This window comes from Streptomyces lycii (assembly GCF_009735685.1).
Lineage (GTDB): Bacteria > Actinomycetota > Actinomycetes > Streptomycetales > Streptomycetaceae > Streptomyces > Streptomyces lycii.
Map to the genome: position 1 here is coordinate 1 of NZ_WHPN01000082.1, position 1,721 is coordinate 1,721.

Below are 1,721 nucleotides of genomic sequence, written 5' to 3' on the forward strand. Positions count from 1 at the left end.
AGCCCGAGCCGCGTGCCGAACGCCTCGAAGCCCAGCACCGACACGTTCGCGGCGGCGTCGACATCCGCGAGCACCCCGGCCGGCGGGAGGGCCACCGCGGTGGCCACGCCCAGGCACGTCCCGCAGCGGAGCGCGAAAGCGGCCCGGGAGCCGCCGGGCGGCGTCCGCACGGCCGTGAGCACCCCGGCGCAGAGCATCGCCGCCGCGGCCGCCGCCACCAGCCACCAGACCCGCCCGTCCAGCTCGGCCAGCCGCAGCACGCCGACCGGCCGCTCGCTGCCGGAGCCGGTGAGCAGCCGGTCCAGCGGGTCGGGCAGCACCCGGGCGAGTTCCCCCGTGGCCAGGCCCCGCCAGGGGACGAAGAGGCCGAGGGAGAGCCCGAGCCACACCCCGTTCGGGCCGCAGAGGAGGGCCGAGCCGAAGATCCGGGCCGGGTGGTCGTCACCGGCCGCCGCCCAGCAGGCCGCGGCCCACCCCGCGGCGACCGCGAGCAGCAGCACGGAGCAGACGGCCGCGGCGGCGGGCCGTACGGTCCGGTGCGCGGCTTCCCAGCCGCGCGGCAGCGGGACCCGGCGGGAGACGAGCAGGGCCAGCAGCAGCACCCCGGCCGCCCAGAGGGCCCCGCCCGCCAGGGTGGCGCCCATGTCGCAGCGGAAGGCCACCGTGACCTCGGCCCCGCCGAGACCGGCGAGCCCGTCGCCGAGGTCGTCCGGCAGCAGTCCCGCGATCTCGTCGGGCAGGCCGATGTCCGGCATGTCGCCGAGATCCCCCAGCGGCAGCGCGGAACCGTCGATCGTTACCGTGTCGTTGCCCGCCCAGCCGAACGCCGCGAGCATCGCCAGGAAGACCAGCAGCACCGCTCCGGCCCTGGCCGCCAGTTCGGCCGGTGCGGTCCCGGCCGAGCGCAGCGAGCGGAGGAAGATCCAGGCCAGCAGCAGTGCGCCGACGAGCCCGACGCCCAGTGGCGCGATATCGACGGCGGCCTCCGCCCGGGCGCCTTCGAGACCGAGGATCCCGGCGTTACCGGACGGTACGACCCGGCCGTTCACGGAGAGCACGACGGCCGCGGCGCTCATCGGGCCCAGGGAGCCCGCCGCGTCGGCCCCCAGCAGGTGCAGGGCGAGCGCGGCGGTCACGGACATCGCGAGGAAAGACCAGCTCACGGCGGCGACCGCGGTGAGCAGTGCGGTACTCCAGGGGACGCTCGTGTCCCGGTTGGTACTCATTGACCGGCCCCCGGGTAGCTGTCGAGTTGCCCTGATTCTTCACGATCGCGGGGCGAAGGTCGGCTCTTGGTGCTCTTCGGGCGTGTTTCGGGCCGGTGTGCGCGCCCCGGCGTGTTCCCTTGCCACGGCCCGGTTTTCAGTTGAGGTGCTCAGCCTGAAATAGTTCCCCCCGATGTTCGCCATCCCTAGACTCCCTGTGCACGACAGGGGACCAAACCGGGGGACAAGTAGTGGGGCTCGGAGTGCCGGAACTCGTACTGGAATTGAACGGACAGACCTGGACGCTGGACCCGTCCCGGACCTACAGCCTCGGACGTGATCCGCAGGGCGACATGGTGCTGGACGACGCCCGGGTCTCCTGGCGCCACGCCACGCTCCGCTGGGGCGGGCGCAGTTGGGTCATCGAGGACCACGGCAGCACCAACGGCACGTATGTGCGGGGGCAGCGGATCCAGCAGCTGGAGCTCGGGCCGGGCTCCGACGTGCACCTCGGCA

Annotated in this window: 2 protein-coding genes; one reads left to right on the forward strand and one right to left on the reverse strand. The window is 74.0% G+C overall.

The features are described from left to right. A partial coding sequence (locus GCU69_RS04180; protein ID WP_156205152.1) for a streptophobe family protein occupies positions 1-1,226 on the reverse strand: 1,226 nt, incomplete at its 3' end. 230 nt (positions 1,227-1,456) lie between these two features. Between GCU69_RS04180 and GCU69_RS04185 the strand changes: the two genes are divergently transcribed. After that, positions 1,457-1,721 (forward strand): FHA domain-containing protein (locus GCU69_RS04185; RefSeq protein WP_156205153.1); only part of this gene is annotated, 265 nt, incomplete at its 3' end.